The organism is Variovorax sp. YR266 (genome assembly GCF_900107295.1).
Taxonomy (GTDB): Bacteria; Pseudomonadota; Gammaproteobacteria; order Burkholderiales; family Burkholderiaceae_C; genus Variovorax.
Map to the genome: position 1 here is coordinate 74072 of NZ_FNPM01000016.1, position 12354 is coordinate 86425.

The window sequence follows — 12354 nt, forward strand, 5'->3', positions numbered from 1 at the left end:
CGCCACACGGCCGTGGCATGCATCGTGCAAGATCAGCCCATGCTTCCCCTGTCTCCCGACGCGCTGCGCCAGCGGCTGCGGTCTTTCGCTTCCCGCGCGCAACCCGTTCGCATCCTTCTCACCCTCGGCAGCCTCATGGCGGCCTGCGCCTGGACCGGCCATCCTGATGCGGTGATTCCCCTGTTCCTCGGCGCCATCGCCAGCGCGCTCGCCGAGACCGACGACAGCTGGCGCGGCCGGCTGCGCGCGCAGGTGGTCACGCTGGGCTGCTTCGCGGCCATCGCGTTCGCGGTCGAGGCGGCGTTCGGCCTGCCGCTGCTGTTCATCACCGGGCTTGCGCTCGCGGCCTTCTGCCTCACGATGCTTGGGGCGGTGGGGGCGCGCTACAAGGCGATTGCCTATGCGACGCTGATCCTCGCGATGTACGCCACGCTTGGCATCGAGAACATGGGCGCGCACGGCGTGACGCACCGCGGGCGCGAACCGCTGCTGCTGCTGGCGGGCGCTGCGTGGTACGGCGTGTTCTCGGTGTTGTGGTGCGCGGCCTTTCCGGCGCAGCCGGTGCAGGCACGGCTCGTGACGCTGTTCGCGGTGCTGGGCAATTTCGTGCGCTTCAAGGCATCGCTGTTCGAGCCGCTGCGCGGCATCGACATCGAACGCAAGCGGCTCGCACTGGCGCAGCTCAATGCCGAAGTGGTGGCGGAGCTCAACGCGGCGAAGGAAAGCATCTTCCTGCGCATCGGCGCGCGCGCGCCGACCGGGCGCCTCTCGCGCTACCGCGGGCTCTACCTGATCGCGCAGGACGTACACGAGCGCGCCAGCTCCTCGCACGACGACTACAACGCGCTGGCCGACGCCTTCTTCCATAGCGACCTGCTCTACCGCTGTCAGCGCCTGCTGGGCCTGCAGGGCCTGGCCTGCCAGCGGCTGGCCGATTCGATCGCTCGGCGCGAGCCCTTCGAGGTGGGAACGGAGACGGTGCAGGCGCTGGCCGACCTGCGCAGCGCCATCGAGCATGAGCGCGCGCGGGCCGATACGCCCGGGCGGCTGGCGCTGCTTGCGTCCGTCGAGGCGCTGGCGCGCAACCTCGCGCTGCTCGACGGGCAACTCGCCGGGGCCAGCCAGCCGTCGGCGCGCGCGGGCCGTACGGAGATGGGCCTGTTCGACCGCTCGCCGCGCTCATGGCGCGATGCGATCGAGCGCGTGCGGCGCCAGCTCACCACGCGCTCGCCACTGTTTCGCCATGCGCTGCGCCTGTCGGTGGCGCTGGTGGCGGGCTACGGCGTGATGCGCGCCATTCACCCGGCGCAGGGCTACTGGATCTTGCTGACCACGCTGTTCGTCTGCCAGCAGACGTATGGCGACACCATTTCGCGCATGGGGCAGCGCATTGCCGGCACCGCGCTCGGCGTGGTGGCCGGTTGGGCGCTGCTGCAGCTGTTTCCGCAGCCGCTGGTGCAGTCGGTGATCGCGGTGGTGGCGGGCGTGCTGTTCTTCGCGACCCGCGCCACGCGCTACCTGCTGGCCACAGCCTCGATGACGCTGCTGGTGCTGATGTGCTTCAACCAGGTCGGCGACAGCGGCGTGCTGCTGGTGCCGCGGCTGGTCGACACCGCCATCGGCAGCGCGATCGCCGGGCTGGCCGTGCTGCTGGTGCTGCCGCACTGGCAGGCACGGCGCATCAACGAGCTGGCGGCGGCCGCCATGCGCGGCCATGCCGGCTACCTGCGGCAGATCGTCGGGCAGTACCGCACCGGCGCGCGCGACCACCTCGACTACCGGCTGGCGCGGCGCAACGACCACAACGCGGATGCAGCGCTGTCCACGGCCGTGTCGGACATGTTCCGCGAGCCGGGCTACGTGCGTCCGCGCGCGGGGGTGGCGCTGCGCTTCCTGATCCGGTCGCACACGCTGCTGAGTTACCTCTCGGCCCTGGGCGCCCACCGTGCGGCGCTGCCAGACTCGGCGCAGATGGCGGTGCTGCGCACGGCGGCCGAAGGTGCGATCGCAGCGCTGGAAGGGCTGGCGGCCGGGCTGGAAAAGGGCGTGATCGAGGCGCCGGGCGATGCAGTTGCGGAATCAACCGCGCGCGCCGCACTGACGCAGGCCGTTGCCGCCAGCGGCGAGAACGGGGACGGCGGCGACCCGCAGGCGCGAACTTTTCATACCGAACTCGGTCTGATCTGGCTGCAGATAGACGCGTTGCGCACCCATGCACGCGAATGGCTGCAGTCCGAAGGCAGCGAAACCACGACCGCGCCAGCCTGAGCGAACATCCATGCGATCCGGTCGGTTGAAAGCACCCGCCGTGAACACCCCACGGCGCGGCAGGTAAGATTACCCCTACATGTCCCGCTGGTTTGTCGCCACTGTCCTGTCCATCATGCTGTCCTGCTACGGCTTTGCCGTGCTTGCCCACAGCGTGATCGGTGGCGGCCATTCGCACGGCGAACAGCAGGAGTCCGCGCTGGTTGTCAGTGCTGACTTCTCCGATGCAGCAACGCCGGCAAGCGATGCCGACAAGGCGTCGGACGATTCCCTTTCCGTCGACGAAGCCGGCTCCGAGCATGCCGAACTGGTCGACGCACGCAACGGCGCCCCCGCGCTGCTGCGCTTTACGGAACAGCCGCCGAAGCTCGGCCTGACCACCTCCGTCGCGCCGTTCCTCGCTCGACCCAAGCGGCCACCCCGCGCCGCTGCCTTCGTCGCCTAGGCCCCTCAAGGCCTTGCGCGACCGGGAGCCGCCATGGCTCCCGCCCTTTCGATCCGGGCTCCCGCCATCCGGCGGCACCCGCATCGCAGCAACGACATCTCTCATTTCCGGCCCTGTGCCCCTTGCGCGCCATTGCGTGCAGCCGGCACCGGTCCAGCTTCAAGGAATCAACACAATGAACAACAGTCCCTCCACCTATCACGACGGCTTCGACCTCCCGCTCGCCTCGCCGCAGGAACGCAACCGCGTGCTGCGCAACACCTACTGGCTGCTCGCGCTGTCGATGGTGCCCACCGTTCTGGGCGCCTGGATCGGCGTTTCCACCGGCTTCTCGCGCGCCATGTCGCCGGGCATCGGCCTGATGGTGTTCCTCGGCGGCGCCTTCGGCTTCATGTACGCCATCGAGAAAACCAAGGAATCGGCCGCCGGCGTGCCGGTGCTGCTGGCCTTCACCTTCTTCATGGGCCTGATGCTCTCGCGCCTGGTGGGCTCCGTGCTCGGCCTGGCCAACGGAGCTAGTCTGGTGATGACGGCGTTCGCCGGCACCGGCGCGATCTTCTTCGGCATGGCCACGCTGTCGTCGGTCATCAAGCGCGACCTGTCGGCCATGGGCAAGTGGCTCTTCATCGGCGCCATCCTGCTGCTGGTGGCTGGCATCGCCAACTTCTTCATCCAGTCGAGCGCGCTGATGATGACGCTGTCGGTCGCGGCCATCGGCATCTTCTCGGCCTTCATCCTGCACGACCTCAAGCGCGTGAAGGACGGCCTGGAGACCAACTACATCTCCGCCACGCTGGGTGTGTATCTCAGCATCTACAACGTCTTCCAGTCGCTGCTGGCCCTGCTGGGCATCGCGGGCGGCCGGGACGAGTAATTCCCCACGAAGGAAGGAAAGGAACATCCCATGCGTCTCACCACCAAGGGCCGCTTCGCGGTCACCGCGATGATCGACATCGCCCTGCACGGCCGGTCGGGCCCCGTCACGCTGGCCTCGATCAGCCTGCGCCAGCGCGTGTCGCTGTCGTACCTGGAGCTGCTCTTCGGCAAGCTGCGGCGCGCCAGCCTGGTCGAATCGACCCGCGGCCCCGGCGGCGGCTATTCGCTCAGCCGCAAGGCGGCGGAGATTTCGGTGGCCGACATCGTTCTCTCGATCGAGGAACACGATGCCGAATCCACCCGCCGGCGCGACGCCGACGCCCCGGGCGAGACCGGCCGCTGCGAAATCGACGAGCTCTGGGCCACCGTGAACCTGCGGGCGGTCGAGTTCCTCAAGTCGATCTCGCTGCAAAGCCTGGTCGACGAACAAAAGGCCAAGGGCGTGCAAGCCGCAGTACGGACCGAAACCCGGCGTACGCCGACCGGTCAGCCGGCCACGCGCAAGCCTTTTGTGGTCGACGCGCCGAACTCGGTGTTCGCACTGGGACGGCGTCAGCAGAGCGCCAGCTAGCCTCAGCCGGTCAACGCCATCACGGACCATGCGGTCGCCCGGCGCGGCCGCACGCGACGACGTCCTGACTCAGCGCTCTTCGGTGGCGGGCGAGCGCCTCGGCACGCCGGGCAGGGTCCATCCGAAAGTCATGCCCGCCGCGGCTATCAGGATGGCCGCGGCGCCCACCACCTGCAATGCGCCCAGCCGCTGGCCGAAGGCGACATAGTCGACGCCGATGGCCACCAGCGGATAGATGAACGACAGCGCGCCGGCCACGGGCGTCGACAGCTTCTGCAGCGCCCCGTACAGCAGCACGAAAACCAGGCCCGTGTAGACCACGCCCATGGCCAGGTGCACGCCCCACGTGGCCGCATCGGTGGGCAGCGTCTTCAGATGCGCGAACGGCGCGAGCATCACGATGCCCACGCAGACCTGGATCAGCGCGATGAGGTGCGGGGCGATGCCGTCGAGCTTCTTCGCAATGATCGCGGCCACCGCGTAGCAGAAGGCCGCGCCCAGTGCCATCAGCACGCCGACGAAATAGGCCGAACCGTCGGCCCCGCCACCAGGCTTGGCCTGCGCCACCAGCACCACGCCGGCGAACGCGATGCACAGCCACACGGCCTTCATCGCGGTCAGCCGTTCCGACAGCAGCAGTGCGCCGAGCGCGACCAGCATGAAGGGCTGCGTGTTGTAGACCGCCGTGGCAATCGAGATCGACGCGCGCGAGAAGGAAGCGAAGATCAGCACCCAGTTGACGACCAGCGCCACGCCGCCCAACGCGGCCAGCGCAAAGCTGCGCAGCGTCAGGCCGCGCCGCAGCAGGCCCAGAGCGAGGCACACAATGAGCAGCGTGGCCGCGCCGAACACGCAGCGCCAGAACAGCAGGTCGGGCAACGGCTGTCCGGATCGCACGACGAACCATCCGATGGTTCCGGAAATCACCATGGCCGCGCTCATTTCCAGCGCACCGCGAAGCTGTGTCTGCATGTCTGTCTCGAATGGCAGAAAGGAAGGAGCAAGCGTGCCACGTCCGGCGCGGATTGGATATGCTTTGAATAAGGCAATTACCGCTGATGACCTTTCAAAACAAGCCATCGCGGCCCATTCACCGGAGATCGGCAACATGCTCGACGCAATCGACGAAACCATCGTGCAGGCATTGGCCGGCAACGCGCGGATGTCCCTGAAAGAACTGGCCCACCACGTGGGGCTGTCGTCGCCCAGCGTGTCGGAGCGGCTGCGACGACTTGAAGAGCGCGACGTGATCCGCGGCTACACGCTGGACGTGAACCCGAAGGCGCTGGGCTACCAGTTCCAGGCCATCGTGCGCATCCGCCCATTGCCGGGGCAACTGCAGGCAGTGCAGAAGCTGATCGAGGCCACGCCCGAGTTCTGCGAGTGCGACAAGGTCACAGGCGAAGACTGCTTCGTCGCGCGGCTGTTCCTGCAATCGCTCGAACAGCTCGACGGCATTCTCGACCGCATCGCGAGCAAGGCCGAGACCAATACCTCCATCGTGAAGGCGCAGACGATCCGCAGGCGGCTGCCGCCCTTTCCGGCTCAGTGAAGGTCAGGGCCAGAACTGCTTCAGTATTTCCGGCAGCATGCTCTCGACAAAATCGTTCGTGCACGCGCTGCCGGCCTGCTCGCCGAACTTCTCGTCCAGCGCAAGATGCGCAAAGCCGTGCACGACGGACCAGGCGCCGAGCGCGGCGGCCTGCATCGCGCGGTTCGGCGGCTTCTTGCTGCTCCAGCCGTTGTAGTCGCGCACTGCCTGCTCCAGTTCGGCGAATGCCGCATCGCCGGCCGCCTGCAGCCGGAGGTCTTGCGTCAACCGGTCCTTGCGGAACATGAGCTGAAAGCGCGCCGGGTAGGCCAGCGCGAATCGCACATAGCCCATGCCCTGCCCACGCAAGCGACGCGCGGGGTCGGTGCCACCCGTTTCCGTGCCGGCACGCAGGCAGCGTGTGAGTTCCTCGAAGCCCAGGATCGCCACCTCGGTCAATAACCCGGCTGCGCTGCCGAAGTGATGCATGGGCGCGGCCGCCGACACGCCGGCGCGCCGCGCCGCTTCGCGCAGGGTGAAGCCCTCGATGCCGCGCTCGGCGAGCAGGGCTTCGGTAGCCCCGATCAGCGCCGCGTGCAGATCGCCGTGGTGATAGGGCGCGGGGGCTTCCTCTGTTTTCTTTGCCGCCATGGCTGGTTGCTGCTTTCGGTCTTCAAAGGAGGGAACTCTACCTTCTAAAGAATCTGCTGGCGTTTTTATCTAAACAGTGTAAAGATCATGCCATGCCAATCCCGGCATGCCTTTTTTGAACGCGAGGCTCTTCCATGTTCGACTCACTTTTCAGCGCAGGCAGCACCGTCGCCCTTCCTGCCTGGGCCGCGCTCGGCGCAGCCCCGTGGCTCGGGCGTGCCAAGCCGGTGATATGGGCAACGACGGGCATCGTCATTCCCGTTGGCCTGGGGCTGGCGTACTGGTGGCTGATGGCGACGTACTGGTCCGCGGCCGGTGGCGGCTACAGCTCGCTGTCGGCGGTGCATGCGCTGTTCCAGCATCCGGGCCTGCTCACCGCCGGATGGTTCCACTACCTCGCCTTCGACCTGTTCGTGGGCACGTGGATCGCACGCGAGGGAGAGCGCGCGGGCATCGCGCCAGTGCTGCTCATTCCTTGCTTCGGTCTCACCTTCCTGTTCGGGCCAGTCGGCCTATTGGCCTTCCTGGCGCTGCGGGTCGCGCCCGCATGCATGGCGCTGGCGCGCGAAGTGCATCGGCGGCAACCGCAGCTGGCCTGGTTCGGCGGCCTGCTGCTCGCAGTGATGGTGCCTGCCCTCGTGGCTGCTTGGCTCGATCCGCGCACGCTGAACGGCGTAGGCGTGTGGGTCAAGCCGTTGAAGTTCATGGCTTCGGTCAGCCTCTACGCGCTGACCACTGCATGGCTGCTCGGCGACCTGCCGCGCGAGCGACGCGGCAGCCGCATCGAACGTGCCATCGTCGCGGTGGTGATCGCCACGGGCGTCTTCGAGGTCGGCTACATCACCCTGCAAGGTGCCCTCGGGCAGGCCTCGCATTTCAATGAAGACTCGACCTTCCACATCGTCATGTACAGCCTGATGGGTGTGGGTGCGCTGTCGCTCAACGCCACGGCATTGCCGCTCGCGTGGCTATTCGCGCGCCACGGCGACGCGCTGGCGGCGCCTTACCGGCTGGCCGTGGTGCTGGGGCTGGTCCTGACCTTCATAGCCGGAGCGGGCGCGGGCATCGCGATCAGCCAGCACGGCGGATCGACCATCGGCGCCATCGCAGGCGGCACAATGCTCCCCCTGTTCGGCTGGTCAGCCACCGGCGGCGATCTGCGCGTGCCGCACTTCCTCGGCGTGCACGCACAGCAGCTGCTGCCGCTGGCGGGCGCGCTCATCAGCGTGTCGCTCATGCCATGGGGCCGTGCGGCAGTCTGGCTCCTGACGGGCCTCTACGCGGCGCTGATTCTGCGGATGTTCAGCCTTGCCTATGCGGGCGTGCCGCTGATTGCGCTCGGCGTTCAGGCCGCGGCATAGCTCTCTCGGTCAGTCGCTCTTCGTGCGCAGCGCCTGGCCGGGCTCGGGGCCAGTCTCGGGCGCATTGCCCGTCATCATCTGGCTCAGCAGGCTCGAGAGCACGTCGCGCTGCGGCGCATCGAACATGCGCAGCAAATGCAATTCGGCTGCCGCGTGGCGCGGCATCGCTTCATCGGCCAGGCGAATGCCCTTGGCGGTTAGCTTGACCAGCACGCCGCGACCATCGTTCGGATCGATCGAGCGCTTGATCCAGCCCTCCTTCTCAAGCCGCTTCAGCAGGTTCGACAAGCCACCCGAAGTGAAGAGCAGCGTGCTCTGCAGGCGCGACGGCGACAGCCTGTAGGGCGCGCCCGCCACGCGCAAGGTAGCGAGCACCGCGTACTCCTGGTACTTCATGCCGAAGGGCTCCAGCACCTGGTTCAGCGTGCGCAGCACCACCTCTTCGAGCCGCAGCAGCCGGCCGACCACGGACTTGCCGCTGCTGTCGATGTCAGGCCGCTCGCGCTTCCATTGCTGGATGCCGCGCTCGACCAGGTCGGCACCGCCTTCCATCGGCGCTTCATCGGCCGGTGCAACGGGCTTGGCGGCCTCAGCGGCCTCAGCAGCATCGTCGCGATGCCTTGCATCGCCTTGGGGCGGACGTCGATTCGACGCTTCTTTTTTGTGCGGCATGACGTGCTTTCCATCCAGGTTGATGCCCCATGCGCTGCCATTGTGGTGCGGCGCGATGGCGCGGGTTGGTCCCTATCTTAAATGCCTTGCATTTATCTTTTGCGAAAGATAAAGTGAATTCCAACGCGGCCATCCGGCCCTTCGTTCCGGGTTTTGCCCACAGGAGCTCTTCATGAAAACCATGTTCTCTCGCTGTCTCGTTTCCGGCTTGGTGGCCGCTCTTTTCGCAGGCGCTGCACAGGCCGAGGAGCTGGTGGTCGGCATCTTCGGCGGCTCCTTCGCCGACGACTCCAAGACCTGCCATATCGCGTCGTTCGAGAAGAAAACAGGGGCCAAGGTCGCGCTCAAGCTGGGCAGTTCCTCGCAGTTCGCGGCCGCGATCCGCGCGACCGGCGGCAAGTCGGACTTCGACGTGGTCTACATCGACAACTCGCTCGCTGCGCAGCTCAAGAACGAGAAGCTGCTCGAGACCATCGACAAGAGCAAGCTCACGAACGCCGCCGAAGTGTCGCCGCGCGCACTCGACAAGGACGGCCAGTACGTCGTGTTCATGACCGGTGCGACCGTCATCGTCTACGACACCAAGCAGATCAAGACACCACCCACCTCCTGGTCCGACCTTGCAAAGCCCGAGTACGACGGCAAGCTCGCCATCGGCGACATCAGCGGCACCTCGGGCTCGCAGTTCCTGATGGCGCTCAACCGCATGAAGGGTGGCACGCTCGCGAACATGGACGCGGGGTTCACGGCCATCAAGCCGATCGCGAAATCGTCGGTCACGCTCTACACGCAGGCCGACCAGATCGTGTCGCTCTTCGAACGCCAGGAGATCGCCGCCGCCGTGTGGTACCCCGACCGCGCCGGCTCGGCCATCGACAAGGGCCTGCCGCTGGCCATCGTCTATCCGAAGGAAGGCGCGGTGGGCATCCTGCCTGCGCTGGTGATCCCGAAGGGCGCGAAGTCGCCTGCGCTCGCGCTCAAGTACATCGACGAGGTGCTGTCCAAGGAAGGCCAGACCTGCTTCGCAGAACGCAAGTACGCGGGCCCGGTCAACACGCAGGTCAAGCTCAGCGACAAGGCCGCGAAGATCGTTCCCTACAAGGAGACTTTCGACAACCTCTGGTTGCCCGACCCCGAGGCCGTTGCCAAGTCGCTGCCGGAATGGACCAAGCGCTGGCAGCGCGAAGTGGCTCGCTGAGCCGCTGCAATTCGCCACCGCAACCTCCAGGACCGAACGACATGCCGGCACTCACGCTCGACCGCCTCGAGAAACGCTACCCGGGCCACATTGCCGCACAGTCCGTGTCGCTGTCGGTGCACGACGGCGAGTTCATCTCACTGCTCGGCCCTTCGGGCTGTGGCAAGACCACCGTGCTGCGCATGGTGGCCGGCCTGATCGAGCCGACGGGCGGGCGCATCCTCGTCGATGGCCGCGACGTCACGGCGCTGCCCACCAACAAGCGCAACATCGGCCTGGTCTTCCAGTCGTACGCACTTTTCCCGCACATGAGCGTGTTCGAGAACGTCGCGTTCGGCCTGCGCCGCCAAGGCCTGCAAGGCAGCGAATTGAAGCAGCGCGTCGACCAGGCGCTGGCCAGCGTGCGGCTTTCCGCGCTCGGCGACCGACTGCCGCGCCAGCTCTCCGGCGGCCAGCAGCAGCGCGTGGCAGTGGCGCGTTCGATCGCGCCGCGCCCCAGCATCCTTCTTTTCGACGAGCCGCTGTCGAACCTCGACGCCTCGCTGCGCGACGAGATGCAGATCGAGCTCAAGCGCCTGCAGCGCGAAGTGGGCATCACCACGCTGTTCGTCACGCACGACCAGGGCGAGGCGATGTCGATGTCCGACCGCGTGTGCGTGCTCGCGCACGGCGTGGTGCAGCAGTTCGACACGCCCGAGGCCATCTACCACCGTCCCGCCACCGGCTTCGTCGCGAGCTTCATCGGCCGCCCCAACCGTCTCGCGGGCCGCGTGGTGCGCTCGCCCGAAGGCGCGGCTGCGGTGCAGTTGAACGATGGCCCGGTGCTTGCGGCCACGGCTGCCGATGGCATGGCACAGGGCACGGCGGTCGACGTGGTGGTGCGCCAGGAGGACATCCGCTTCGCCGACGCGGCGGCGTCGAACGGCCCGACGCTCTCGGGCCGCGTGGCCATGCGTTCCTTCGTCGGCTCGCGCGTGCAATATCTGCTGGCCTTCGGCAGCACCGAGCTCATCGCCGAGGCGCTCACCAATGGCCCGCACGCCGGCCTGGCGGTCGACGCGCCGGTGCGGGTGAGCGTCGAGCCGCAGCACGTGTACGTGACACCCACGGCAAGCCAGGCCACCGCATGACGCCGCGCAAGATCACCGGCACTCTGCTGGCGTCGCCGCTGCTGCTGCTCCTGCTGCTGGCATTCGTCGCGCCAGTGCTGCTGATGGTGCCGCTGAGCCTGCACCCCTACGTGCCCGGCACCGGCATCGCCGCCGGCTGGACGCTCGAGAACTACACCAGCATCCTCACCGACGAGTACTACCGCGAGGTGGTGGTGCGCACGCTGGTACTGGGCTTCGGCGTCACCGCCATCTGCCTGCTGCTGGGCTACCCACTGGCCTACTACATCGCGAATGCGGGCCCGAAGATGCGCCTCACGCTCACCATGCTCGTCATCTTCCCGATGCTGCTGAACCTGGTGGTGCGCTCCTTCGGCTGGATCGCATTGCTCGCCAACCGCGGGCTGGTGAACAACCTGCTCATCGACATCGGCCTGATCGAGCGGCCGATCAAGATGATGTTCAACCTGTTCGGCCTGCTGGTCGGCATGTCGCACATCTTCCTGCCGTTCATGGTGCTGATGCTGGTGCCGGCGATCCAGGCAATCTCCAAGGACGTGCAGGCGGCCGCGTACACGCTGGCCGCAAGCCGGCTGCGCGTGTTCTGGTCGATCACGCTGCCGATGAGCGCGCCGGGCATCCTGTCGGGGTCGATCCTGGTGTTCGTGCTGACCATCAGCGCACTGGTCACGCCGCGCATGCTGGGCGGGCCTACCTACAAGGTGATGGCCACGCTGATCTACGACGACTTCCTGCAGACGCTCGACTGGCCCGCAGGCGCCGCGATGTCCTTTGCGCTCACCGCGCTCACGCTGGTGGTCATCGGCCTGTCGAGCCGCGTGCTCAGGCGCTGGGGAGGCAACGCATGAGCATCGAAGGCAAGAAGGCGCCGTTCCTCGCGGCCACGGCCATCGCGGTGGTCGTGTTCCTGCAGATTCCCGTGCTGGTGGTAATGCTCGCGGCCTTCAGCAAGACGGCCTACCTCACGATCCCGCCCAAGGGCCTGACCTTTCACTGGTTCGACGTGGTGCTGCGCGACCCCGAGTACCTCAGCGCCGCCTGGACCAGCCTGTGGCTCGCCACCGCATCGACCGCCGCCGCGCTGGTGCTGGGCCTCATTGCCGCCTATGCCATTCACCGCCGCATGGTGCCCGGCGCGGGTGCGCTCACCTCGCTCTTCATGGCGCCGCTGATCCTGCCTTCGGTGGTGCTCGGCGTGGCGCTGCTGCAGTACTACACGATGACCGGCCTGCGCGGCAACTCGCTGGGCCTGTGGCTCGCACACGTGGTCATCACCGTGCCCTACGTGGTGCGCGCGAGCCTGGGCAGCCTGTCGGCGGTCGACGAGTCGCTCGAGGACGCGGCGCGCGTGCTGGGAGCCGACGGCTTCACGAGCTTTCGCCTGGTCACGTTGCCGCTGGTGAAACCCGGCCTCGTCGCTGGCGGCCTCTTCGCCTTCATCACCTCGCTCGACAACGTGCCGGTGTCGGTGTTCCTGCTCTCCGCGAGCCAAACGACGCTGCCCGTGAAGATCTTCACCTCGGTCGAGCAGGGCGTGGACCCGAGCGTGGCCGCCGTCTCCACCCTTCTGATCGTGACCACCGGCGTCGTGCTGCTGCTGGCCGAGCGATGGACGGGCTTCCACAAGCACGTCTGAGCACACCCCCTTTTC

13 protein-coding genes are annotated in these 12354 nt (G+C 67.2%); 10 read left to right on the forward strand and 3 right to left on the reverse strand.

Annotated features, from left to right (window positions below; all coding sequences use genetic code 11):
* Positions 1 to 39 precede the first annotated feature (39 nt).
* The 4 genes from yccS to BLW48_RS30060 all read left to right on the forward strand — a co-directional run bounded on the left by yccS (position 40) and on the right by BLW48_RS30060 (position 4160).
* Positions 40 to 2268 carry a YccS family putative transporter gene (gene yccS, locus BLW48_RS30045; RefSeq protein ID WP_093179290.1) on the forward strand — a complete coding sequence of 743 codons (2229 nt, stop codon included), beginning with the start codon at positions 40 to 42 and terminating at the stop codon, positions 2266 to 2268.
* A gap of 79 nt (positions 2269 to 2347) precedes the next feature.
* A complete protein-coding gene (locus tag BLW48_RS30050) occupies positions 2348 to 2713 on the forward strand; it encodes a hypothetical protein (RefSeq protein WP_256331010.1) in 366 nt (121 codons plus the stop codon).
* A gap of 175 nt (positions 2714 to 2888) precedes the next feature.
* The gene (locus BLW48_RS30055) at positions 2889 to 3587 is read left to right on the forward strand and encodes a Bax inhibitor-1/YccA family protein (RefSeq protein WP_093057402.1); all 699 of its coding nucleotides are present in this window, start codon (positions 2889 to 2891) and stop codon (positions 3585 to 3587) included.
* A 30-nt stretch (positions 3588 to 3617) separates the two neighbouring features.
* Complete coding sequence (locus BLW48_RS30060) at positions 3618 to 4160, forward strand: Rrf2 family transcriptional regulator (RefSeq protein ID WP_093057401.1); 543 nt, start codon at positions 3618 to 3620, stop codon at positions 4158 to 4160.
* 69 nt (positions 4161 to 4229) lie between these two features.
* On the opposite strand, the gene BLW48_RS30065 is transcribed toward BLW48_RS30060, so the two are convergent.
* Entirely contained in the window at positions 4230 to 5132 is a 903-nt protein-coding gene (locus tag BLW48_RS30065; RefSeq protein ID WP_093179231.1) for a DMT family transporter, read from the reverse strand.
* Positions 5133 to 5268: 136 nt separating this feature from the next.
* On the opposite strand from BLW48_RS30065, the gene BLW48_RS30070 reads away from it, so the two are divergent.
* The gene (locus BLW48_RS30070; RefSeq protein ID WP_093057399.1) at positions 5269 to 5712 is read left to right on the forward strand and encodes an Lrp/AsnC family transcriptional regulator; all 444 of its coding nucleotides are present in this window, start codon (positions 5269 to 5271) and stop codon (positions 5710 to 5712) included.
* A 3-nt stretch (positions 5713 to 5715) separates the two neighbouring features.
* On the opposite strand, the gene BLW48_RS30075 is transcribed toward BLW48_RS30070, so the two are convergent.
* Entirely contained in the window at positions 5716 to 6342 is a 627-nt protein-coding gene (locus tag BLW48_RS30075) for a TetR/AcrR family transcriptional regulator (protein WP_093057398.1), read from the reverse strand.
* Positions 6343 to 6476: 134 nt separating this feature from the next.
* On the opposite strand from BLW48_RS30075, the gene BLW48_RS30080 reads away from it, so the two are divergent.
* Complete coding sequence (locus tag BLW48_RS30080; protein WP_093179232.1) at positions 6477 to 7703, forward strand: ABA4-like family protein; 1227 nt, start codon at positions 6477 to 6479, stop codon at positions 7701 to 7703.
* A 9-nt stretch (positions 7704 to 7712) separates the two neighbouring features.
* Here the strand turns inward: BLW48_RS30080 and BLW48_RS30085 are convergent, their stop codons facing one another.
* Positions 7713 to 8375: a MarR family winged helix-turn-helix transcriptional regulator gene (locus BLW48_RS30085; RefSeq protein WP_218137546.1), complete on the reverse strand. Its 663-nt coding sequence runs from the start codon at positions 8373 to 8375 to the stop codon at positions 7713 to 7715.
* A 172-nt stretch (positions 8376 to 8547) separates the two neighbouring features.
* On the opposite strand from BLW48_RS30085, the gene BLW48_RS30090 reads away from it, so the two are divergent.
* The 4 genes from BLW48_RS30090 to BLW48_RS30105 are packed head-to-tail and all read left to right on the forward strand — an operon-like array spanning position 8548 to position 12339.
* Positions 8548 to 9573 (forward strand): ABC transporter substrate-binding protein, encoded by a 1026-nt coding sequence (locus BLW48_RS30090; protein ID WP_093179234.1) that lies wholly within the window; start codon positions 8548 to 8550, stop codon positions 9571 to 9573.
* Between the two features lie 41 nt (positions 9574 to 9614).
* Positions 9615 to 10703, forward strand: coding sequence for an ABC transporter ATP-binding protein (locus tag BLW48_RS30095; RefSeq protein ID WP_093077531.1), 1089 nt, complete (start codon positions 9615 to 9617; stop codon positions 10701 to 10703).
* The gene (locus tag BLW48_RS30100; protein WP_093057394.1) at positions 10700 to 11551 is read left to right on the forward strand and encodes an ABC transporter permease; all 852 of its coding nucleotides are present in this window, start codon (positions 10700 to 10702) and stop codon (positions 11549 to 11551) included. Before BLW48_RS30095 ends, BLW48_RS30100 begins: the two co-directional genes overlap by 4 nt.
* Positions 11548 to 12339 carry an ABC transporter permease gene (locus BLW48_RS30105; RefSeq protein ID WP_093179235.1) on the forward strand — a complete coding sequence of 264 codons (792 nt, stop codon included), beginning with the start codon at positions 11548 to 11550 and terminating at the stop codon, positions 12337 to 12339. The genes BLW48_RS30100 and BLW48_RS30105 overlap by 4 nt, the downstream gene beginning before the upstream one ends.
* Positions 12340 to 12354: the final 15 nt, after the last annotated feature.

Excerpts from the sequence above, each read along its gene's own strand:
- yccS (WP_093179290.1), top strand. The coding sequence starts at position 40 with ATGCTTCCCCTGTCTCCCGACGCGCTGCGCCAGCGGCTGCGGTCTTTC.
- BLW48_RS30050 (WP_256331010.1), top strand. The coding sequence starts at position 2,348 with ATGTCCCGCTGGTTTGTCGCCACTGTCCTGTCCATCATGCTGTCCTGC.
- BLW48_RS30055 (WP_093057402.1), top strand. The coding sequence starts at position 2,889 with ATGAACAACAGTCCCTCCACCTATCACGACGGCTTCGACCTCCCGCTC.
- BLW48_RS30060 (WP_093057401.1), top strand. The coding sequence starts at position 3,618 with ATGCGTCTCACCACCAAGGGCCGCTTCGCGGTCACCGCGATGATCGAC.
- BLW48_RS30065 (WP_093179231.1), bottom strand. The coding sequence starts at position 5,132 with ATGCAGACACAGCTTCGCGGTGCGCTGGAAATGAGCGCGGCCATGGTG.
- BLW48_RS30070 (WP_093057399.1), top strand. The coding sequence starts at position 5,269 with ATGCTCGACGCAATCGACGAAACCATCGTGCAGGCATTGGCCGGCAAC.
- BLW48_RS30075 (WP_093057398.1), bottom strand. The coding sequence starts at position 6,342 with ATGGCGGCAAAGAAAACAGAGGAAGCCCCCGCGCCCTATCACCACGGC.
- BLW48_RS30080 (WP_093179232.1), top strand. The coding sequence starts at position 6,477 with ATGTTCGACTCACTTTTCAGCGCAGGCAGCACCGTCGCCCTTCCTGCC.
- BLW48_RS30085 (WP_218137546.1), bottom strand. The coding sequence starts at position 8,375 with ATGCCGCACAAAAAAGAAGCGTCGAATCGACGTCCGCCCCAAGGCGAT.
- BLW48_RS30090 (WP_093179234.1), top strand. The coding sequence starts at position 8,548 with ATGAAAACCATGTTCTCTCGCTGTCTCGTTTCCGGCTTGGTGGCCGCT.
- BLW48_RS30095 (WP_093077531.1), top strand. The coding sequence starts at position 9,615 with ATGCCGGCACTCACGCTCGACCGCCTCGAGAAACGCTACCCGGGCCAC.
- BLW48_RS30100 (WP_093057394.1), top strand. The coding sequence starts at position 10,700 with ATGACGCCGCGCAAGATCACCGGCACTCTGCTGGCGTCGCCGCTGCTG.
- BLW48_RS30105 (WP_093179235.1), top strand. The coding sequence starts at position 11,548 with ATGAGCATCGAAGGCAAGAAGGCGCCGTTCCTCGCGGCCACGGCCATC.